The sequence below is a fragment of the Bryocella sp. genome (assembly GCF_058498515.1).
In genome coordinates this window covers 205,860-227,685 of the sequence record NZ_JBMHYI010000070.1, presented here as the reverse complement: position 1 = coordinate 227,685, position 21,826 = coordinate 205,860, and the positions used below count along the sequence as shown (strand labels likewise).

The window sequence follows — 21,826 nt, the reverse complement described above, 5'->3', positions numbered from 1 at the left end:
GGGACACCTGCAACACCCCCGCAATCTCGCCACGATAAAATCCCCGCGTATGCCTAACCAGCCGACCCGCCGCCAATTCCTCCGCCAGACCATCGCCTTCAGCGCCCTCACGGCCACCGGCAGCCTCAGCCGCGCGTTCGCGCAGCCCGTCGACCCCAAGGCCCAGCACATCCTCATGATCGGCGACTGGGGCGCGGAGGATGCGACCCGCGGCCAGCAGCAGGTGGGCGCATCCATGGTGAGCTACGCGCGCAAGAACGCTCTGAAGACGCAGAGCCTCTTCATGCTCGGCGACACCTGGTACGGCGACCTCGACGGCGGCGTGAACTCCGCACGCTGGGAGTCGCAGTTCGAGCAAATGTACCCTGCATCAGCCTTTCCTGGCCCCGCCTACACCATCCCCGGCAACCACGACTACCAGCACATGCCGGCGAACGTGAACAAGCTCCACGCCGAGCTCGACTACGCGAAAACTGGCAAGTCCCGCTGGACCATGCCCGCGCGCTGGTACACCTTCGATGTGCCCACGCCCGACCACAAGCCGCTGCTACACGTCATCGCCACCGACACCAACGCTCCCCATCCCCTCAAGCCGACCAACACGGTGGACTTCACGCTGAGCGAGGATGACTGGCACGAGCAAACCGAGTGGCTCAAGGCCGAGCTCGCCAAGCCCACCACCGCGCCCTTCACGATCGTCATCGGCCACCACCCCATCTACTCCAACGGCCCCCACGGCGACCACGCCCGCCTCATCGCCGACTGGGAGCCCATCCTCCGCCAGCACAAGGTCTCCGCCTACCTCGCGGGCCACGACCACGACCTACAGCACCTCGAGTTCGCCAACCACCCCACCAGCTTCGTCTGCTCCGGAGCCGGCGGCGCGGACCTCTACGACATCAAGATCGACGAAGCGCAGCGCGGCCCCTACGCGCACAAGGTGCACGGCTTCACCCACCTCGAAGCCACCCCCCAGCGCCTCATCTTCCGCCACATCGACGAGACCGGCGCAGTCGTCCACGCGTTCTCGAAGTCAGTGAGCGGCAATGTGACGATTCTCTAGCGGGACGGCCTGGAGCGTGTCGGGGCGGAGCTTCAGGGACGCCTGGAGCCTTGTCCGAGCGGGGCTTCCGAGAGCTTTGTGAGGTCGAGACTGTTTGGAGCTTTGTCAGGGCGAGACTATTTGGAGCTTTGTCAGGGCGGGGCTTCAGCTCCCGCCATTCCGCCTCGCCCACAAGAGGGGCTTTAGCCCCTGAGGCCGACCTCACAACACCCACGGCACGGCCTTGCGTGCGTCCGCACACGGCGGCAGCACAAACATCGCGCACTCGAGGTTGCCGCAGTTGAAGCAACGCCCATCCGGCAGCACCAGCTGAGCTCGCATGCAATTCGTGTCCTCGCACATCGCGTGCTGGCACACAGGACAAACAGGTACGTCACGGTCCATCGCGGAGGTCCTCCGACGTTGGATCGAGAGCCTAGCACCATCCGCGTCGCGTGAAAAGCCCCATGTTTCTGGGCTTCCTCAACCCTGCATTCAGTAGCGAATGCCTCGTAGGTACGCCCGCGCACCCTTCAGGCTCTCCGGGATCGGCATCCTCGTAAAATCCTGGTCGACGAACGCGTACTGGATGCCCACGCTCCGTCCCTCCGCCAGGATTGCCGGCCACGGGATCGTGCCCTTGCCCAGCTCCGCCATGTAGTCGCCGCCTTTGTCCATGTCATACCCCGTCGGCGCTCCGGCGACGCGGTCCTTCATGTGTAGCAGCACCGCGCGGTCCGCGTGCGCCTGCAGAAAACTCACTGGCTCCTGCCCCGCCTGCGTCAGCCAGTAGCAGTCGACCTCCAGCTTCACCAGCTCCGGACTCGTATGCTGCATCAACGTCGCAAAGCCCGTCGAGCCTTCCATCGGCTTGAACTCGTAGCAGTGGTTGTGGAAGACGAACTGCATCCCCTCCTGCTTCGCCAGCCTGCCTACCTTGTCGAACAACTCCGCCGCGGCCCTGAACCCCGCCAGGCTCGTCCACTGCGCCTTCGGCAGCATCGGACACACCATGTAGCCGAGGCCTAGCTCCTTCGCATAGCTGACCTTCTGCTCCAGCCCCTCGTAGTCGAAGTGACCCGAGACGCACTCCAGCCCCGCATCCTTCACCATCGCGCGCAACTCCCTCGCCGGCACGCGATACGCAATCGGATACAGCTCCACCTGCTCAAACCCCGCGTCGCGAATCGTGCGGAACACGCCGGGCAGGTCGGCCTTCGCCATCTCGCGCAACTCGAACATCTGCACGCCATACGTTAGCCGCGCTCCCTCCGCCTGCACCGCGCGCGGCGTCACGGCGCACACAGCCGCTCCACCCAACAATCCCGCAAACTCCCGCCGTGTCATCCCGCTCTGTTTCATCGCTCGCTCCACCCTGCAAAAACCACGGCCACCACTCTACGTCGAGAGAGGTGGCCGCGTCAGCTACGGTGTCGATGAAAGTTAGTCTTCCGCCTTCGGCACCACGCGCATGTCGCCCCCGGTCATCTCTTTGGGCAACTCCATCTCCAGCAGGCTCAGGATCGTGGGCGAAATATCCCGCAGCGAACCATCATCGCGCACGCCTACCTTCCTGCCCTGATCGGTGACAAGGATGAAGGGCACGGGGTTCGTCGTGTGCGCCGTGTGCGGCCCACCGGTCACAGGGTCAATCAGCAGCTCGGCGTTGCCGTGATCCGCCGTGATGATCCAGTTGGCGTTATGCTGCTTCACTGCCTGGTAGATCCGCGCCAGCTGCGCATCGACCGCCTCCACAGCCTTCACCGTCGGCTCGATCTTGCCCGAGTGGCCCACCATGTCCGCGTTCGCAAAGTTCACGATGATGATGTCGAAAGCAGTATCCGTAATGTTGCGCACCACGATGTCGCCAATGCCCTCCGCCGACATCTCCGGCGCAAGGTCATACGTCGCGACCTTCTTCGACTGAACCAGCTCGCGATCCTCTCCAGGAAACGGCTTCTCGATGCCGCCGTTGAAGAAGTACGTCACGTGTGCATACTTCTCCGTCTCCGCCACCCTAAGATTGCGCAGCTCGTGCTTCGCCATCACGTGGGCCAGCAGGTTGTCCATACTCTCCGGCGGGATCACCATGGGCAGCTTGTACTTGGGGTCGTACTGCGTCATCGTGATGTACGCCAGGTTCTCTGGCACTGTGTGCAGCTGGATCTCGTCGTTCAATTCCTGCGCCTTTGGCAGCTCCATGCCGCCCGACGGCGTAATGCCCGAACGCCGCGCGAGCACGCGCGAGATCTGCCGCACGCGGTCCGCACGATAGTTGAAGCACACCACCGCATCGTTATCCTTGATCAACCCCACCGGCTGTCCGGCCTCGTCGATGCACGTAAACGGCTCGATGAACTCATCGGTAATCCCGTTGTGATAGCTCTCCCGCACGCGAGCCAGCGGATCCGCATAACGCCCGCCTTCAGCATCGCCAGTCACCATCGCGCGAAACGCCTTCAGCTCTTTCTCCCAGCGAAGGTCGCGGTCCATCGCGAAGTACCGCCCACTCACACTCGCCAGCTTGCCTACGCCAATCTCCGCGAACTTCTGCTGCAGCTCCTCGAGATACCCAAGCCCCGACGTCGGCATCGTGTCGCGCCCATCCATGAACGCGTGCACATACACCCGCTCCAGCTTGTGCGCCGCCGCCATCTTCAGCAGCGCGTACAGGTGTCGCTGGTGCGAATGCACACCACCGTCGCTCACCAGCCCGATCAAGTGCAGCGCATGGCTGTCCTCGCTCGCGCGGTGGATCGCCTTCATCAGCGTGGCATCCTCGTAGAACTCGCCCGTCGCAATCGCCGTATCGATGCGCGTGATGTCCATCCGCACAATGCGACCCGCGCCAAGGTTGAGATGTCCCACCTCGGAGTTGCCCATCTGCCCATCCGGCAGGCCGACAAAGTGCTCGCTGGCGCGGATCAGCGTGTTCGGATACTCCGCCAGCAGCTTGTCATACGTAGGCTTGCGCGCCAGCGCAATTGCGTTGCCGCGCGTCTCCGCGCGATAGCCCCATCCGTCGAGGATGGTCAAAATCACCGGACCGTTCTTCACCATGCGTTTGTCTTCCCTATCTCTCGCGTGCCTGTCTCAAGCTTGCGTCTGCGCACCGGCTGGCGCGCGTGATGGAGGTCACTTCTTCCATCTTAAATGCGAATGGGCGCAGCCCATGCGCCGCGCCCATCATTCGCACAGAGATTACGAGCCTAGCCGTCAGTTTATGAACACAGCTCGTCCGCAATATGCAGGTGCCGGTCAAGAGCGTCGATCCCCTGCTCCAGCTCCTCCTTCGTCACGATCAGCGGCGGCGCAATGACGACATGGCTCACCCACGCCTGGATCATCACGCCATCCGCCGCCATCTTGCCCGCAATCTGATCCACCACCAGCGGCTTGCCGCTCACCTTGTCCACGTAGGTATTGAATGGCTCCTTCGTCTCCCGGTTCTTGACCAGGTCGACCGCCCAGAACAGCCCCTTGCCGCGCACATCTCCTACCGACTTGTGCTTCGCCTTCAGCGCCTCGAGCTTCTCCTGCACGAACGGTGCAAGCTCCCGTGAGCGCTCCACCAGGTTCAGCCGCTGCATCTCCTTGATCGTCGCGACAGCCGGCGCCAGCGTCATCGGATGCGCCTCATACGTATGCCCATGCGAGAAGTAATGATCCTGGAAGAAGTCGCCAATCTTCTCACTCGTTGCGCACAAACCCAGCGGCACATACGCGGACGTAATCCCCTTGGCCGTGGTCAGGATGTCCGGAGTTACTCCCCACAGATCCATCGCGAACCAAGTACCTGTGCGCCCCCAACCGGCCATCACTTCATCGGCGATCATCAGCACGCCATAGTCATCGCAGATCTTGCGCAGCTTCGGCATGTACTCATCGGGAGGAACAAGCACACCATTGGTCCCAACAATGGGCTCGACCAGCACCGCCGCCACATCGCTCTCGTTGCGAATCATATGCTCGAGATAATCCGCACAGGCGATGCCACAACCGGGATACGTGTGCTTGATGGGACACTTATAGCAGTTCACCTCGGGCCCAAAAATAATCCCCGGTCCCTTGCCGCGCGGCTCCATCGCCCACCGCCGAGGATCACCCGTCGCCGCGATGGATCCCGCCGTCGAGCCATGATATGAGCGATAGCGCGCGATGATCTTCGTCTTGCCCGTATACATGCGCGCAATCTTGAAAGCCGCCTCATTCGCATCCGTTCCGCTGGTCGTGAAGAAGAACTTATTCAGCCCCTTCGGCAGCACCTCCAGCAGCAGCTTCGAAAGCTCCGCACGCGCCGTCGTCGCATACCCGGGCATCGCATACGCCAGCTCCTCCGCCTGCTTCGCAATCGATGCAATCACCGCAGGATTCTTATGCCCCAGGTTCATGCACATCAGCTGCGAGGAGAAATCGAGATACTTCTTGCCGCTCCCATCGGTGATATAACAACCTTCCGCATCGACGATGTGCAGCGGCGTCCAGCCCTTTTGGTACCGCCAGGTACCGTAGTTCGTATCCTTCGTGATCTGCACAACCTCGGCAGACGTTAGCTTGGTCTCAGGCTGGGGGAGGGTGTCCGTGGGACTCATAAAAACATGCCTTTCGTTATTCAGTTATTGGAGCCGCGCCAAAGGTCTCGCGGCGGCCCCACATCAACAGGAGATAGATCGCTCCAGAAAGAAAAAACCCGACGAACCAGGCGTAGTCATAGAACGCGAGCAGCGTCGGAAGCAATCGGTGATTCGCAATCGTTGGATCGAACCCGGCATGCTTCAATAGCAAGCCGCCGAAGATCGTCACCACACCAACCACCAGCGCAATCATCGCGCGCGGGTTGATCCCTTGACTATATTCATAGACCCCGCCGCGCCGATACAGCGAGTAGGTATCCAGCTTCGTCCGCCGTATCACAAAGTAATCAGCGACCATAATCCCCGCCACCGGTCCAAGCAGACCGGAGTATCCCACCAGCCATCCGAAGATATAGTTGCCAAACGTCGACAGCCAATACCAGGGACACATCAGCAGCCCGAGAAACCCTGTGATGAGCCCACCCATGCGAAAGCTGATGTACTTCGGTGCAAGGTTCGAAAAGTCGTTTGAAGGTCCCACTACGTTGGCGCCTATGTTGACATTGAGCGTCGCCACCAGCAGAGCAATCAGACCCAGGAAGGCCAGCAGCGGTTGATGAAACATGCCCAGCAGTTCTACCGGGCTCCAGATCGGGCGCCCGAACACGACCGTTGAAGCCGACGTGACGGCAATGCCAAGAAACGAGTACGTCACCATCGCGACCGGCAGACCAAACGCCTGGCCAACAATCTGCGACTCCTGGTTCTTCGCATACCGCGTGAAGTCAGGAATATTCAGGCTCAGCGTCGCCCAGTAGCCGACCATCGCCGTCAGCGAAGGGAAGAAGAACTTCCAGAACGCTCCCCGCGTCGCAAAATGATCCGGTGCCGCCAGCATCGGACCAAAGCCGCCAGCCTTGCGCAGCATGAAGAACAACAACAGCGCCGAGAGCACGAACATAAATGGCACCGAATAGCTCTGCAGGAAGCGAATCGACTCGACGCCACGCCACACCACCAGCATGTTCAACAGCCAGAACGCCAGGAAGCAGAGCCACACCACCCACGGCTGCCCCACCGTCGACGGAGCCAGCACGTTCACCATCTGCGCGATCGCCGTGCCGCCGATCCATGACTGAATCCCGAACCATCCGCAAGCCACAATCGCCCGCAACAAGGCCGGCACATTCGCTCCCAGCGGCCCAAAGCTCGCGCGCACAAACACCGGAAACGGAATCCCATACTTCGCGCCCGCATGCGCATTCAGCAGCATGGGCATCAGCACGATCACGTTGCCCAGCAGGATCGTGAACACCGCCTGCTTCCAGTTCATGCCGCCAGCAATAAGACTCGACGCTAGCATGTACGTCGTAACTTCCATCGACATCGAAAACCACAACGCGATGTAGTTATATGTCGTCCACGTTCTATGTGCCTTCTCCGTCGGCGCAAGATCCTCGTTATATAGTCGCGGGTCCGGAGCGAAGCCTGCTCCTTCATTGCGGTGCGGCGCTCCAGGATCAGAGCTGAGTGCGGCATTCTCCAGTCGCACAGTCGGTGGCATCAAGCAAATCCTCCGGCATTAGCTTCGCGCTTCACAAATCGACCGCGCCCCGTCTTGCCAAGGAACACGCCCGGCTGCGTGGTGTTATCAACCACGAGCTCTCCACGCGAGAATACCTTCGCCACGTTGCCCTTCACCGTCCATCCTTCAAACATCGAGTAATCCGTGGCCATACGCTGGGTCTTCGCACTAATCGTGTACTCCACGTTCGGGTCCCACAACAGAATGTCCGCATCGAGCCCCCGCTTGATCGCACCCTTCTGCTTCTCCATGCCGAAGATCCGCGCCGGCTCCGCGGCAACCGCGGCCACGAAGCGCTCCGACGTCAGCTTGCCGCTATTCACGCCAAAGTGCCACAGGATCTGCAGGCGATTTTCGATGCCCGGACCACCATTGGGGATCTTGCGAAAATCTCCCTTGCCCAACGCCTTCTGCTCCATCGTGAACGGGCAATGATCAGTGGAGACCACAGCGAGTGTGCCATCCGCCACCGCATCCCACAGCGGCTGCTGGTTCCACTTCTCGCGCAGCGGCGGCGTGAACACGAACTTCGCTTCATCCCAACTCTTGCCCGGCATCTGGTCCTCGATGGAAAGCACAAGATATTGGGTGCAAGTTTCCGCCAGCGCCTTCGCTCCTCTGCCCTTCATGAACTCGAACGCCGCCAGCGCATCTTCATTCGACAGATGCACGATATACACCGCGGCGCCCGCCATGTCGGCAAGAGCAATCGACCGATGCGTCGCTTCAGCCTCTGCTTTCGGGCTCCGCGAGAGCGCATGATAATGCGGCTCTGTCTTCCCCTCCGCAATCATCTGCGACACCACGACATCGATCGCGCTGCCATTCTCCGCATGGATCATGCACAAAGCGTTCAGCGCCGCCGCCTTCTGCATCACGCGGAACATCAGCTCGTCGTTAATCATCAGCACGTTCGGGTAGGCCATGAAGAGCTTGAAGCTGGTGATCCCGAACGTCACCATCTCTTCCATCTCCGCCAGCGTCTCTTCGCCATCCTTGCCATGCAGATTGGTCACAGCCATATGCAGCGAGAAGTCCACACAGGCCTTACCATCTGACTTCTTCAGCCAGATCGCCAGCGCATCTTTCAACGTGCCCGCTTGGTTCTGCAGCGCGAAGTCGATAACCGTGGTGGTCCCACCAATCGCCGCCGCCTGTGTCCCCGTCGTGTAATCATCCGCCGATGTCGTCCCGCCAAACGGCATGTCGAGATGCGTATGCACATCGATACCCCCAGGCATCACCAGCAGACCCGTAGCATCGACAATCTCATGCCCGGCCTCACTCAAACCCTCGCCAACCGCGGCAATCGTCTCACCTTCGATCAACACATCCAGCTTCGACGAACCATCTGTGCTGACGACCGTTCCGTTCTTGATCAGGATTCCCATCGAGTTCTAAACCTTTACTCAACCATCAGACTGTGTTTCATTTCAGAAGAGTTTTGGGATGCATAGAATCAAGACGAGCGCTGAGGCACCACAACCCCAGACAATCGGCCGGTAGACCTTTTCGATCTCTGTGTTCGAACGCCGCAGAAGCACTACGATCATTGCCAACGCGAGCGTAAGGTCCCCAATGCAAACACATATCGAAGACGTGGAAAGAGTGCGATCGAGCGTTCGCTCCTGAGCAGCGAGGATGACGCGGACCGCCTCAAAGCCAAGAAAGACCTGCGAGTATTGAACCGCGACGGCAAGCCAGCTGATACGGCCCCTCGCCTGTCCCTCATGAAAGCGCTGCTTCCACTCCGCCACTGTCATGCTCGTCCAACGCGCCATTGCCGGCTCCTTTTGACGAAATCTTCTCACCCAGCGAATTCGCTCAAAACAAATCCTTCGGCCCCGTAATCCCCTCAGGCACATAACCTGCTGCCATCTTCCCTTCCCACGTCTCGCGGGGAAGATCGTTCGGTACCTGCTCCATCGTGATGCATCCCGGCACCGGGCATACCAGCGAGCACAAATTGCAACCCACGCAATGATGCTCGTCCACGCGAGGGATCCGCGCCAGCGGAGTGGCAAACGGCCCCATCTCGCCCAGCCCGCCAAGATCCAGCTTCGGGATCGGCGTCGTCGTGATCCGCTTCGGAGCGCTAGCAACAATCTGCTGCGGCGTCAGCTTCGTGTCATACTCCGCCTCCGCGCGATCGAGATGGATGCACTGATGCGCTCCATCCCAGCATGCCGTATAGCAGAGCTGGCAGCCGATGCACTTGTCCTCACGGATGCGCGCCACCACCTGATAGTTCAGGTTGAGATGCTTCCACTCCGTGACTCGCGGCAGGCTTAGGCCTCGAAAGTCGTCGATCGTCTCATAGCCCTTGCGCTTCATCCACGAGAGCAGCCCATCGCCCATGTCCTCGACGATGCGATAGCCGTAATGCATCGCCGCCGTGCACACCTGCACATTGCCCGCGCCCAGCAGCATGAACTCGACTGCATCCTGCCACGTGCCAATTCCCCCAATGCCCGAGATCGGCAGGCCCACCTCAGGATCGCTCATCACCTGCTGCACCATGTTCAGCGCGATGGGCTTCACCGCCGGCCCACAATAACCGCCATGCGAGCTCTTACCATCCACCTTCGGCCGCGGCTCCAATGTGTCCAGATCGATGCCCGTAATGGAGTTGATCGTGTTGATCGCGCTGAGCGCATCCGCACCGCCTCTCTTCGCCGCGCGCGCCGGCATGCGGATATCCGAGATGTTCGGCGTGAGCTTCACAATCACCGGCGTACGAGCGGCCTCTTTGGCCCACCCGGTAATCTGCGCGCAGTACTCCGGCACCTGGCCTACAGCAGAGCCCATACCGCGCTCGCTCATGCCATGCGGGCATCCGAAGTTCAGCTCGAGCCCGTCAGCACCCGCGTCTTCAGCGCGCTTCACGATGTCATGCCACGCCTCGCGGTTCGACTCCACCATCAGCGACGCAATCACGACATGCTTCGGATAGCGCCGCTTCACCTCCGCAATCTCGCGCAGGTTCAACTCCGTCGGGCGATCGCTGATGAGCTCGATGTTGTTAAAACCCATCATCTTCTGGCCCATCCAATCGATCGACGAGTAGCGCGAGCTAACATTGCGGACCGGCGCGCCGATCGTCTTCCACACCGCGCCTCCCCAGCCCGCATCGAACGCGCGCATGATCTGCTCGCCGCAGTTGGTTGGCGGCGCGCTTGCAAGCCAGAAAGGGTTCAGGCACTTGATGCCCGCGAACGTCGTCTCAAGCGTTGGCATCGATGCCCTCCTTTGCAGTCTGTCCTGCGAGCCACGCCGCGATGCCGGAACCAGCACGCTTGCCATCGGCCACAGCGTCCACCACCTCGCGACCACCGTTCGTGCAGTCACCACCCGCAAAGTACTTCGGGTTCGTCGTCTGTCCCGTCGCGCGATCGATCACCACGCGCCCACGCTCCAGCTTCACGCTGCCGCCCTTCAGGAACTCCGTATGCGTGGACTGACCAATCGCGAGGATAATCAGATCGACGTCGAGCAGGAAGTCCTCATCCAGCTTCGGCACCAAGGAACCATCCTCGCTGGCCTCCAGCCGCATCAACTCCATCGCCTCGATGCGGTCCTGCCCGCGGAGCCCCTTTGGCACCACATGCCAGAGGAACCGCACTCCCTCCTGCTTTGCATGCTCATACTCGAAAGCGAACGCCGACATCTGCTCCGGCCCGCGCCGATAGATCATGTGAACCTCGGCCGCGCCAAGCCGCACCGCAGCATTGGCTGCATCGATCGCCGTGTTGCCCGCGCCGATCACAGCGACCTTCTCCGGCACGCTGGCAATCGTTCCACTCTTGTAGCCAGCAATGAACTCCAGAGCGCTGGTCACACCACTCTTCTCCTCGCCCGCAATGCCGAGCTTGTGAATCGCCCCAAGTCCCATGCCGAGAAACACCGCATCGTGTTCGGCCTCCAGCTTCGCCAGCCTCTCCGCATCGACCCACGTGTTGAAGTGGAACTCCACCCCGAGCTGCGCCAGCATATCGATCTCGCGCAGGCTCTCCGCCAGCGGCAGCTTGTACTCCGCAATGCCGTACGTGTTCAATCCACCCGGCAGCGCACGCGCGTCATAGATCAGCGCGCGTATCCCGTGCCTGCGCAACTCCGCCGCACACGCCAGCGACGCAGGCCCTCCGCCTATGAGCGCCACGCTCTTACCTGTGTCCGGCCCTGGCGTGAAAGGATGCGGCGTTCCGCTCGCGTATAACGTATCCATCGCAAACCGCTGCAGCCGCGCAATCTCGATGGGCTGCTTGTTATAGCGATGCAGCACGCAGGCGCCTTCGCACAGCACGTCCACAGGGCAAGCACGTGAACAACTCGCGCCCAGGATGTTGGCCTCCAGAATCGTGCGCGCCGATCCTTCGAGATTGTCGCTCGCAATCTTCTTGATGAACTTCGGCACATCGATGTGCGTCGGGCAAGCCTGCGCACAAGGAGCATCGAAGCAGTACAAACATCGATTGGCTTCCACCACCGCCGCGTTGGGATCGAAGGGAGGGTGCAGGTCCGGAAAGCGCGCGGCAATGTCAGCCGATCCCGGCGACTGCGCCTGAAAGTGCCCGTGGGTGTTGATCGTTCCACTCATGGTGCTCTTACGTCTCCTGGCGGCAGCCCGCCAACGTTCGCACTACGCTATAACGTTCCTAACCAAACAAGATCGTTCAAAAACAGAAGGCCCCGCATGCGCCCTGCGCGCCGCGTTGCCGTGAAACTCCGCTTCCGTTTGCGGAAGACTGATTATGCAACATTTTGCCAACGAATGGGGAAAATCAGCCTGCGCAAAATACGGAGCACCGAGCGTTCAACTCGCACCAATCCATTCCATCGTCTTCTCCGCCAATCTATGGAACGCCTCGATCGCCTGCTCGAGGTGCTCACGCTTCGTGTCCTCCGCGCGATTGTGGCTCAGGCCATTGAGCGACTGCACAAACATCATCACCGTAGGGATGCCAATGCGCGCGACCTCCGCAGCATCATGCAACGGCCCCGAAGGCAGCTGTTCGCTCGTGCCCGCAACCTCGTGGATCGCTTCATCACAGAGCGCGATCAGGTGAGGATGAAACGGAATCGGCTCAATCGACCAGATCTTCGCCCACTCCACCGTGCAGCCCTCTTCCACGGCAAACCGCTCGCTGGCCTCGCGCGCCTCGCTCAACATAGCCGCAAGCACCATCGCGTCGAGGTCGCGCATGTCCAGCGTGCACTCGCAACGCCCCACCACCGCCGTCACGATGCCCGGAAACGTCTTCACGCTGCCCATCGTCGCGACGCTCTGTGGATGTTTGCGCGCGATCGGCCGGATCTCCAGCGCGAGCTTCGCTGCCGCAGCCAGCGCGTCGCGGCGCACCTCCATCGGCGTCGAGCCCGAGTGCGCCTCCTGCCCATGAAACGTGATCGCCCAACGCTTCACGCCCTTGGTTCCCTGCACCACACCCAGCGGCTTGCCCAGCCGCTCCAGGATCGGCCCCTGTTCAATGTGCAACTCGAGGTACGCCGCGAGATCCTTCTGCTCCACCGCCGCCTCGGCGACTCGATCGATCTCGATCCCGCAAGCCTTCAGCGCGGTCTCCAGCGTAATGCCCTCACGGTCGATGCGAACGCGATCTGCCGCAATGTTGTGCGTCCCTGCAAACGCAGAGGAGCCAAACAGGCTGCGGCCGAAGCGCGCGCCCTCTTCATCGGCCCAATCCACCAGCTTGATCGTAACCGGAGGCCGCCCCCTGTACTCCTTAGCAATCGCAGCCAGCACCTCAAAGCCCGCGATCACTCCAAGGCAGCCATCCAGCCAGCCGCCATTCGGAACGGAGTCGAGATGCGAGCCGAGGACGAGAGCCTTGGGCGAATCTCCAGGCAGCGTGATCCAGTGATTCCCCGCCGCGTCGTAATGATCTTCGAGCGCCGGCGCGACGGTCGCACGCAACGCATCCAGTTTGCCCTGAAACCACTCGCGGGCCTTCAGCCAAATCGGCGTCCACGCGACGCGCTGAGCCCCCATCTCATCGGCGGTGAGGGCTCTCAGTTCATCGAGACGTTGCAGTGCGCTCTGCGAATCGATCATGCGCACCATCCTTGCAGACCCGGAGCCCGGGCTGCAAGGAGGTCCGCTTCTCGTCTTCGAATGTGTTCTTAGCGCAGCGGAGAGATCGACGCCTCGAAGTGCCACGGCGTCGAGACATACTCGCTGTAATAGTTGGTGCCCTCGCAGGTGAGGAAGTGATGCCGCACCATCCCCATGCCTACGGCAAGGAAGAGCGCCGAGAGCACCGCGACAAACAGGTACGTAATCGGGCGCGCCGGACCGGGGTCCTCCGTACGGCGCAAGATCTGGATTCGCTTCGCTTCATTCCGGGTACGGTCGTTCATCTGATCTACCCCTTTCGCATCGGTTTGAGGACCTGAAACCCGACGCCAGTGAAGATGGATGTCAGACTCTCACATGTCGTGGCCCGGCGATACGCCTCAGCCGAAAGATAGTTTGCGTGAACCACGGAAAGCGCTGTGGCTCAGCCAAGTAGCGGGCCTCGATGAGACGAGAAGACGAGGGAATTCTTCGCACGGGTTACTCGCCTGGAGGCGCCGTCCCACCCAGCATGGCCGAGAGCAAAAGAATCACCAGCATCGCAACACTCTCTATCCCGAGATTGATCCTGCAAGAATGCCGCTCGCCCTCGCCCCATATCCGGACCCTGAGCAGGCTGCGGTTCTTCAGCGCGCACGCCAGAGCGATGCCTACGGCAGCCAGTTTGGCGGTCAGGATGCAAGTCCACGGCTCCAGCGGAAGCAGGTGCGCGGCCGGGGCGAGAGAGAGATAGGCCTTCACCGCTCCCGAAAGCAGCACACCCCCCAGTGCGACCGTTGCAGCTCGCGAGAGCGAAGCAAGGAACGCCCGGGTCCGCTGTGGTTCTGCGATCGACCGCAGCAGCCACGCCACCACCAGCACGCATCCACTCCACACGCTGATCGCCAGCAGATGGACCAGCTGCCACGCGACGGCTGCGGTCCACGGACCATTCTCCGCAGCATGTCCCGAGTCGGCCCGAACAGCAATCGCCGCAAGCCACAGCAGCACACAGAGCACCTGCATCGCAGCCGAACCCGCGAGCCTCCGCAAGCTATACCTCGCGATGCCGACGAAGACCAGCGCAAACGCGACAACCACGAGCCCCTCAGCATCCCTGCCCGGCATCGTCGCAAGAACATCAGGCAACGCCGCGCGAAGTTCCGCGAAGCTCGCAGCCCCGCTGAAGCCCGCAACCAGAGCCAGCAACAGCCCGACCGCTCCCGCGAGAAGCCCGCAAGCTGCAGCAAAGTTAAGCGCACTCAAACGCTCTCGCAGTGCAGCCGCTTCTTCAGCAGTCCAGCGTCGCATCCACGTTCCGGCGACGGCGCAGCCAACCCCCACCGCCATCGCAATGTCGGCAGCAGCAGCGGAGATCGTGCGCAGCAAAGGAAGCTTGTCCACCTTGCGGACAGCTTACTTCACGTTGAAGGAGTAGTCGCCATCCATGCGATGGCCGTCCGGAGCCGCCGAGACCCAATGCACGTAGTACGTTCCCGGCGCGAGCTTCGGCAGCTTCAGCGTCAGATGCTTGCTGTCCTTGGGATCCTGCACCGAAGACTCCTTGCTGAGCACTTTGCCCTTCTCGTCCGTCAGTTCCAACTTGCTGAACTTCCCCATCAACGGCTCAGTAAAGATCACCGAGAGCTCCGCCGGTGCAGGCCCCGTCGAGTCCGGCGCAGGCAGCATCACCTTCGGCTTGGAGTGCGCAAGAGCTACCGTGGCCGACAACGCAAGAGTGAAGGCAGCGGCAAGACGAACGGCTTTCAGTCGCATGGAATTTCCTCGAAGAAACATTCGGAACTGAACAAGTCCCCGTTTTGTCAGAGCGGGACTTCAGTCCCGCCGTAAGGCGTCGCGATGGCAGCGCGGCTTTAGCCGCTGAGGGAATGCTCGGAACTTGGTCAGACCTTCTCTAACTCAAAATCAAATCGCGGTAATGGTGAACTCGGCGACATACAGCTGCGTTCCGCCATGGAATTGCAGCCACAGCTTGTACGTCCCTGGCTCACGCAACGCAATGTGCAGCATCATGTCCGAGGGCGAAGGCCCATTCTCCGGCAGCGGAGGAGGGTCCTTGCTCATGTCCATCATCATCTGGTCCATCGCCATAGGGTGCACATGCACGTAAGAGAGATCCCCGGCATTGAGAAACACCGCGTGCGCCGGCACGCCGAGGTACGGATGCAGGTCCGTCGCCGGCTTTCCATCCTTCAGAATCGACACATCGATCATGCTCATCATGCCGGACCGCAGCCGCACCGAGCTCAAGTCCACCTCGTACGGCCCCACCTGCACACCCATACCCGTCTTCGGCAGCACCCGCTGCGTCGATCCCGGAGCACCCACCTCGAGGTCGAAGCGAAAGACCTGGTGGTTCAGATCCTTCGGCAGACCGTCAGCATAGACGTAGTATGTCCCCGGATGCGGAAACGCCTCCGTCATCCGCAGATGCCCATCCGGGCCCAGCGTCGGATGCTCATGCAGGAACGTCTTGAAGTCCGAGCTGACCATGACCACGTGCAGTTTCTTGGTCATCTCCACCTGGTAGCTCCGGATCGCCTCCGGCTTGCCAGGATCAGTCATCCAGAAGTCCAGCTTCCGCGCCAGCGGCTGCCCCGCGACCGGCGTCGCCCGCAGGTGAGCATCCGTCAGAGGCTTCTGCCCCTGCAGCGCGAAGACGCCATTCAGAACGGAGCCCTGGGCGTGAATCGAGGGGACGGCAAGCAACAGCGGCACAACGAGTCCAGCCAGACGCATAGCTCTCCAAGTGATGATGGGTTTCACCACCAGCATAGTGAGCCAGCGAGCTCCGGGGAAGCTCTAATAGACATTCCTGATCCTACCCATAAACAGAATTGATACACCGGCAAGGAGGGCACCCAGGGTGATATACGTTTTCTCACACCGTAAGACAACGCCCTCGACCTCCCGCGCGGTCCTGACGCCCTCATGTGCTGCACAATCGCACCGACCCGAGCGCCAGGCGGAGCCATATCTTCACCGCAGGATCCCCGCCTCGGGGGCGTCGCGTCTTGCCACAACATCAAGCAACGGAAGGTTACGATGCAAGCACGTTGGGCAGCATGTTTTCTGACAGGGGCGATGCTTCTCCCGCTCGGTTGCAAGAGCGGTGACAAGGCAGCCAACACCAGGCAGGCGAAGGCCAAGCCCGCGCTCCACATCAATCCGAACGGCACCAACGGTGTCGCCCCGGTCGAGAGCTCCGCTCCGCCCGAGCTGAAGAAGGTGTTCGACTACATCGACGCCCACATCGACGACCACGTCGAAAACCTCCAGAAATGGATTCAGCAGCCCAGCATCTCCAACAGCGGCGAAGGCATCCCCGAGTCCGCCGAGATGGTCAAGGGCTTCTTCGATAAGCTCGGTTGCCAGACCACCCGCGTCTACGACGTCGGCATCACCGAGTACGGCTCGCCCGGCAACCCGGTCGTCTACGCCAAGTGCGATGAAGGCGCGCCCAAGACCGTCGCCATCTACTGGCAGTACGACACCATGCCCGTCACGCAGCCCGACGCCTGGGTTCAGCCGCCCTTCGAAGGCAACATCATCCCCGGAGCCCAGGCTGGCGTACCGGACATCCCACGCGTGCTCGTGGGCCGTGGCGCAGTCAACTCCAAGGGACCGGAGATGGCCCAGCTCAACGCGCTGATGGCCTACAAGGCCGTCAACGGCAAGCTTCCCGTCAACCTCATCTTTGTCGCCGAAGGTGACGAAGAGCGCATGGACATTGGTTTGCGCAAGTTCATCAAGGATCACTCCGACCTCCTCTCGGAAGCCGATGCGCTCTACGCCGGTGGCCCGTCTGAAGGCTGCGTCTACGTCGAACTCACCACGAGCGGCCTCAAGTGGGGACGCGGCCCCACCGTCTCCGACGTGCACGGCGTGATGAAGCGCACCACCGACAGCCCGGCCTGGCGTCACATCCACATGCTCGCTTCGCTGACCTCACCCGACGGCAACACGCCGCTCATCGACGGCTTCAACGACAACCGCGAGTACCCCACACCCGAGCAGATGCAGCAGCTCAAGGACCGCGGCGCCAAGACCGACCTCGTCAAGATGGCCAAGAACCAGGGCGTCGCTCGCTATATGTCCGACGATCCTGTCGAGGTCCTCAAGGACGGCCGCTTCGGCACCAGCTTCAACCTCGACGGCATCTGGGGCGGCAACATGTACGCCGGCGGCGCAGGCGCGATCCTCCCCAACAAGATCACGTCCAAGCACAACTTCCGCTACGTCCCCAAGATGGACGGTCCGGACCTCATCCGCAAGCTCCGTGCACAGCTCGATAAGAACGGCTACAAGGACGTCGATATCAAGCTCATCGGCGACGTGCCCTGGTCGCGCGGCTCTTCGCCGAATGCGGACATCTCCGTCGCCCATCGCAAGGCAGGCGAACTGCTCGGCCTCAAGGCCAGCGGAGACAACCCCTTCATGGCGGCCGACAACTCGTCCGAGTACTACCAAAAGCTGGGCGGCGAACTAGCTCCTCTGGGCGTCGCACAGGCGGAACCCACCGGCGGCTACTGGCCGAGCTACCTCTTCTCCGATGGCGAAGTGGGCCAGAAGGTCGGCTCAGTGTCCATCCCCATGGGCATGGGTGCTCGCGGTGGCCAGGGAGGTCGCGCTCACGCAGCCAACGAGTACTTCGCCGTCGAAGGTTCACGCTGGGATAACGGCATGGCCGGCGCGGAGAAGCTCGTCGCCGCTGCCATCTGGGAGTACTCGCAGACCACCACCACCGCACCCAAACCGAAGACCCACGTGAAGTAACCCAAAGCAGCCGCGCTGTGAGTCCACACAGCGCGGCTGCTTCGTCTGAAGAGTCATTGGCTCCGCTGCGAGTCTCCCCGAAACCTCAAGCAATCGTTCCCTGGAGAAATGTGCAATGGAACCGGTTATCTCAGTTCGCAATCTCACCAAGACCTATCAACTCGGCGAGCACAAAGTGCACGCGCTTCGCTCCGTCTCGCTGGACGTGCACAAAGGCGAGTTCGTCTCCGTCATCGGCCCCTCCGGCTCCGGCAAGAGCACGCTGATGCACATTCTCGGCTGCCTCGATGCGCCCACCAGCGGGCAGTATCTCCTGGACGGCAAGGAAGTCTCCAAGCTCAGCGACGACGAACTCTCCGCCGTGCGCAACAAGCAGATCGGCTTCGTCTTCCAGGGCTTCAACCTCCTCACCCGCACCTCCGCCCTCGAAAACGTCGAACTCCCGCTGCTCTACGGCAAGGAAAATCTCTCCGCCAGCGAACGCCGCCGCCGCGCGATGGATGCCCTCGCCGCCGTAGGCCTCGAAAGCCGCTGGGAGCACCACACCAACCAGCTCTCCGGAGGCCAGCAGCAGCGCGTCGCCATCGCCCGCGCCCTGCTCAACAACCCCTCCATCCTCCTCGCCGACGAACCCACCGGCAACCTCGACAGCAAGACTAGCCTCGAGGTCATGGACATCTTCCAGAAGCTCCAGCGCGATCGCGGCATCACCATCGTCCTCATCACGCATGAGATGGATGTCGCCGAGTACGGCTCCCGCATCGTCAGCTTCAAGGACGGCATCATCGTCTCCGACGTGCAGCACGCACAGAAGGCCACCTACCTCGTCGAGACCGAAGTCACGGTGGTTGTCGAGGAACTCTCGTGAGTAACCTCAACAAGACCTGGCACATCGCCAGCCGTTCCCTGCGCCGCAACAAACTCCAGTCCGCGCTCACCATGACCGGCATGGCCATCGGCGTCGCCACCGTGCTGGCGATGATGGCCCTCGGCACCGGGGCGCAGCGCGCCATCCAGGACCAGGTCCGCGCCGCTGGCATGAACATGCTCATCATCACCGCCGGCAACTATCAGGCCCAGCGCGAAGCCCCACCACCGGACGCCATCGAGATGGGCAAATTGCAATCACCGCAGCCTGACTTACGCGACGACTTCAGCCCGCCGCACATCCGCTACGCAGAACCGACAGCGTCGCGCCTGCACACCGTCCTCTTCCACCCCGAAGACGATCCCTTCGCCGTGCACGATCATCCCACCGCTCGCCAGCGCCTCGGCGACTCCGAAGCCGGCCTCGGCGCAGCCGCCACGCTCACCATCGCGGATGCCAACGAGATCCGCAAGATCTCCGGCGTGCAGTATGTCTCCGAAGGCATCCACGAAAACGTGCACGTCTCCAACGCCGACAACAAGCGCTGGTTCACCCGCGTCCACGGCGACGACACCGTCACCCCCGAGATCCGCCGCGCCTGGACCTTCCCGCACGGCCGCTACTTCTCCGCCAGCGAAGAGCGTAAGAACGAGCAGGTCGTCGTCCTCGGCACCATCGTCGCGCAACAACTCTTCGGCGACGCGAACCCCGTCGGCCAGACCATCACCATCTGGAAGCAGTCCTTCAAGGTCGTCGGCGTCATCGGCAGCTCCAGCTGGCTGCAGACCCCCGACGCAGGCGACGATCAGTTCGACGCCGTCTACATCCCCGTCACCACCATGCAGTCGCTCCTCAATCTCTCCAAGCTGAACGACATCACCGTCACCACCGTCTCCACCGGCGACGTCACCCGCGTCTCGAAGATCCTCACCACGCTGCTCCGCCAGCGCCACAAAATCGGCGGCGACTCGCCTGACGACTTCACCGTCTCCACGCAGGCCAGCAAGGCGCTGACCAAGGGCAGCATGAGGCCCGAGGTCGCGCACGCTGTCACCGGCAACATCGCCGGCCTCGAGAAGGTCACGCTCGATCAGCTCGGCAAGTCGCTCGACCGTTCCAGCCGCACCATGACCATGCTGCTCGTCTGCATCGCCACCGTCTCGCTCATCGTCGGCGGCATCGGCATCATGAACATCATGCTGCTCAGCGTCACAGAGCGCACCCGAGAGATCGGCATCCGCCGCGCCGTGGGCGCAGAGGAGCGCGAAGTCATGGCCCAGTTCCTCATGGAGTCCGTTGTGCTATCCATCGCAGGCGGCCTGCTCGGCGTCTTCATCGGCGTCGCTGCCGCGCTGCTCATCTCGCATCTCGCGCACTGGTCCACCGAGGTCCCGATGGCGGCCATCGCCATCGCCTTCGGCATCTCCACCGCCGTCGGCGTCTTCTTCGGCTACTACCCCGCACGCGAGGCTTCCCGCGTGCCGCCCCTGGCTTCGCTGAGGTACGAGTAGATGCTGCGCAAGAGTCTCAAGATCGCCATCGCTTCACTCCGGAAGAACAAGCTCCGCACCGGTCTCGCCATGCTCGGCATGATGATCGGCGTCGCCGCCGTGCTCACCATGTTCGCGCTCGGCACTGGAGCCCAGGGCAACGTCTCCAGCGAAGTCCGCTCCGCCGGAACCACGCTGCTCTTCGTGCGTGCCGGCAACTACACCCGCGGCGGCGAAGAGCTCAAGATCGCCTCCGGCATGGGCGCCGCCAACACCCTCACTCCCGGCGACGCAGACGCCATCCGCGCCATGCCCGGCGTCGCGCACGCCTCGCCTCTGGTCCGCGCCCGCACCTGGGTCAACACCAGCTCCGACAAGCAGTTCACCCAGGTCTACGGCGTCGACGCCGACTACTACAAGATGTACGACTGGGACATGGAGAAGGGTCGCTTCTTCAAGAGCTCCGCCGTCGACAATGCGGAGAACGTAGCCGTCATCGGCTCCGCGCTCCGCGATCAACTCTTCCCCGACGAAAACCCCGTCGGCAAGCAGATCGAGATCCACGGAGCCACCTTCACCGTGAAGGGCTTCTTCAGCTCCAACGATGACGATCAGGCGGCTATGGTCGTCGTTCCCTACACCGCATTGCAGAAGCTCCTCAACGTCCAGTACCTGAATCAAGTCACGGTCGCAGCCGAACAAGCCGGCGATGCCTCGCAGATCGCGCTAGACATCGTACCTCTCCTGCGCCAGCGCCACAGCGCGGCGCACTCGCAGGCTGCCACGTCCTCACCAGGCAGCCTTGGCCTAGGCGGTCTGCAAGGCTCCGGCGCGGGTGGCGGCGTTCCCGACGACTTCACCGTCAAGACGCAAGCCTCTGAAGCCCTCACCAAGGGCCTCAACACCTCCGTCGCCGCCTTCATCCTCGCCAACATGCCGCAGATGGATCAGGTCAACCTGCAGGAGATGTCCGGCACCCTCAGCCGCGCCGGCCAGACCATGACGGCGCTCCTCGCGGCCATCGCCACCATCTCGCTCATCGTCGGTGGCATCGGCATCATGAACATCATGCTGATGAGCGTCACCGAGCGCACCCGCGAAATCGGTATCCGCCGCGCCGTCGGCGCACGCTCGCGCGATGTCCTCATGCAGTTCCTCGTCGAAGCTGTCACCCTCGGCGTCGTCGGCGGAGCCTGCGGCATCCTGCTCGGCTTCCTCGTCTCGCTCCTCGTCACCAAGGTGATGCAGTGGCCCGCCGACGTCTCCCTCAACGCGGTCGCATTGTCCTTCGGCGTCGCCGCAGCCACGGGTGTCTTCTTCGGCTTCTACCCCGCCCGCCGCGCTTCGAAGCTCAACCCCATCGACGCTCTGCGCTTCGAGTAGAGCGTTTTCCCTGTAGG

Annotated in this window: 17 protein-coding genes; 5 read left to right on the top strand and 12 right to left on the bottom strand. The window is 62.0% G+C overall.

From position 1 onward, the window contains the following. Positions 1-49 precede the first annotated feature (49 nt). Positions 50-1,063, top strand: a complete 1,014-nt coding sequence (locus tag AC5E6W_RS21160; protein ID WP_491754329.1) for a metallophosphoesterase — start codon at positions 50-52, stop codon at positions 1,061-1,063. A 474-nt stretch (positions 1,064-1,537) separates the two neighbouring features. Here the strand turns inward: AC5E6W_RS21160 and AC5E6W_RS21155 are convergent, their stop codons facing one another. The 12 genes from AC5E6W_RS21155 to AC5E6W_RS21100 form a co-directional block, all read right to left on the bottom strand. After that, positions 1,538-2,404 carry a sugar phosphate isomerase/epimerase family protein gene (locus AC5E6W_RS21155; RefSeq protein WP_491754328.1) on the bottom strand — a complete coding sequence of 289 codons (867 nt, stop codon included), beginning with the start codon at positions 2,402-2,404 and terminating at the stop codon, positions 1,538-1,540. 81 nt (positions 2,405-2,485) lie between these two features. Next, positions 2,486-4,102, bottom strand: a complete 1,617-nt coding sequence (gpmI, locus tag AC5E6W_RS21150; RefSeq protein ID WP_491754327.1) for a 2,3-bisphosphoglycerate-independent phosphoglycerate mutase — start codon at positions 4,100-4,102, stop codon at positions 2,486-2,488. A 161-nt stretch (positions 4,103-4,263) separates the two neighbouring features. Next, complete coding sequence (locus AC5E6W_RS21145; RefSeq protein ID WP_491754326.1) at positions 4,264-5,634, bottom strand: aminotransferase family protein; 1,371 nt, start codon at positions 5,632-5,634, stop codon at positions 4,264-4,266. 16 nt (positions 5,635-5,650) lie between these two features. Continuing rightward, the gene (locus tag AC5E6W_RS21140; RefSeq protein ID WP_491754325.1) at positions 5,651-7,180 is read right to left on the bottom strand and encodes an NCS1 family nucleobase:cation symporter-1; all 1,530 of its coding nucleotides are present in this window, start codon (positions 7,178-7,180) and stop codon (positions 5,651-5,653) included. Next, positions 7,180-8,592: a dihydropyrimidinase gene (hydA, locus tag AC5E6W_RS21135; RefSeq protein ID WP_491754324.1), complete on the bottom strand. Its 1,413-nt coding sequence runs from the start codon at positions 8,590-8,592 to the stop codon at positions 7,180-7,182. The genes AC5E6W_RS21140 and hydA overlap by 1 nt, the downstream gene beginning before the upstream one ends. 433 nt (positions 8,593-9,025) lie before the next feature. Next, on the bottom strand, positions 9,026-10,438 hold the full coding sequence (gene preA / locus AC5E6W_RS21130; protein ID WP_491754323.1) for an NAD-dependent dihydropyrimidine dehydrogenase subunit PreA: 1,413 nt from the start codon (positions 10,436-10,438) through the stop codon (positions 9,026-9,028). Continuing rightward, the gene (locus AC5E6W_RS21125) at positions 10,425-11,798 is read right to left on the bottom strand and encodes an NAD(P)-dependent oxidoreductase (protein WP_491754322.1); all 1,374 of its coding nucleotides are present in this window, start codon (positions 11,796-11,798) and stop codon (positions 10,425-10,427) included. Before AC5E6W_RS21125 ends, preA begins: the two co-directional genes overlap by 14 nt. Before the next feature lie 216 nt (positions 11,799-12,014). Continuing rightward, positions 12,015-13,271, bottom strand: coding sequence for a Zn-dependent hydrolase (locus AC5E6W_RS21120; RefSeq protein WP_491754321.1), 1,257 nt, complete (start codon positions 13,269-13,271; stop codon positions 12,015-12,017). Between the two features lie 68 nt (positions 13,272-13,339). Beyond that, the gene (locus AC5E6W_RS21115) at positions 13,340-13,576 is read right to left on the bottom strand and encodes a hypothetical protein (protein WP_491754320.1); all 237 of its coding nucleotides are present in this window, start codon (positions 13,574-13,576) and stop codon (positions 13,340-13,342) included. A 196-nt stretch (positions 13,577-13,772) separates the two neighbouring features. After that, a complete protein-coding gene (locus AC5E6W_RS21110) occupies positions 13,773-14,675 on the bottom strand; it encodes a copper resistance D family protein (protein WP_491754319.1) in 903 nt (300 codons plus the stop codon). Positions 14,676-14,687: 12 nt separating this feature from the next. After that, positions 14,688-15,047, bottom strand: coding sequence for a copper resistance protein CopC (locus AC5E6W_RS21105; protein ID WP_491754318.1), 360 nt, complete (start codon positions 15,045-15,047; stop codon positions 14,688-14,690). A 150-nt stretch (positions 15,048-15,197) separates the two neighbouring features. Beyond that, on the bottom strand, positions 15,198-16,031 hold the full coding sequence (locus AC5E6W_RS21100; RefSeq protein WP_491754317.1) for a DUF8832 domain-containing protein: 834 nt from the start codon (positions 16,029-16,031) through the stop codon (positions 15,198-15,200). A 345-nt stretch (positions 16,032-16,376) separates the two neighbouring features. Here AC5E6W_RS21100 and AC5E6W_RS21095 point away from each other — a divergent pair, with 345 nt between their 5' ends. From AC5E6W_RS21095 to AC5E6W_RS21080, 4 genes are all read left to right on the top strand, one after another. Beyond that, complete coding sequence (locus tag AC5E6W_RS21095) at positions 16,377-18,068, top strand: M20/M25/M40 family metallo-hydrolase (protein WP_491754316.1); 1,692 nt, start codon at positions 16,377-16,379, stop codon at positions 18,066-18,068. Positions 18,069-18,183: 115 nt separating this feature from the next. Then, positions 18,184-18,936 (top strand): ABC transporter ATP-binding protein, encoded by a 753-nt coding sequence (locus AC5E6W_RS21090; protein WP_491754315.1) that lies wholly within the window; start codon positions 18,184-18,186, stop codon positions 18,934-18,936. Beyond that, positions 18,933-20,447: an ABC transporter permease gene (locus tag AC5E6W_RS21085; protein WP_491754314.1), complete on the top strand. Its 1,515-nt coding sequence runs from the start codon at positions 18,933-18,935 to the stop codon at positions 20,445-20,447. The genes AC5E6W_RS21090 and AC5E6W_RS21085 overlap by 4 nt, the downstream gene beginning before the upstream one ends. Beyond that, positions 20,448-21,809 carry an ABC transporter permease gene (locus AC5E6W_RS21080; RefSeq protein ID WP_491754313.1) on the top strand — a complete coding sequence of 454 codons (1,362 nt, stop codon included), beginning with the start codon at positions 20,448-20,450 and terminating at the stop codon, positions 21,807-21,809. It abuts the gene before it with no gap. Positions 21,810-21,826 lie beyond the last annotated feature (17 nt).